We start from the raw sequence: 232 nt of genomic DNA, 5'->3' as shown, positions 1-232 counted from the left end.
TCTGGTGGACCTACTGGACCGACTGGACCTCAAGGTGCTCAAGGCAACACTGGCGCTCCGGGGGCTACCGGACCTCAAGGTGCTCAAGGTAATACAGGCGCTACCGGGCCTCAAGGTGCTCAAGGTAACACAGGCGCTACCGGGCCTCAAGGTATTCAAGGTAACACGGGGGCTACCGGACCTCAAGGTGCTCAAGGTAATACAGGCGCTACCGGGCCTCAAGGTATTCAAG

Annotated in this window: 1 pseudogene; it reads left to right on the top strand. The window is 59.1% G+C overall.

Annotated features, from left to right (window positions below):
• Positions 1–232, top strand: a pseudogene (locus JDS95_RS30895) (Gly-Xaa-Xaa repeat protein); the annotation flags it as partial.

The organism is Bacillus cereus group sp. N24 (genome assembly GCF_016483345.1).
Taxonomy (GTDB): Bacteria; Bacillota; Bacilli; order Bacillales; family Bacillaceae_G; genus Bacillus_A; species Bacillus_A toyonensis.
The sequence above is the reverse complement of the archived record's forward strand: the minus strand, read 5'-3'. Positions and strand labels throughout refer to the sequence as shown.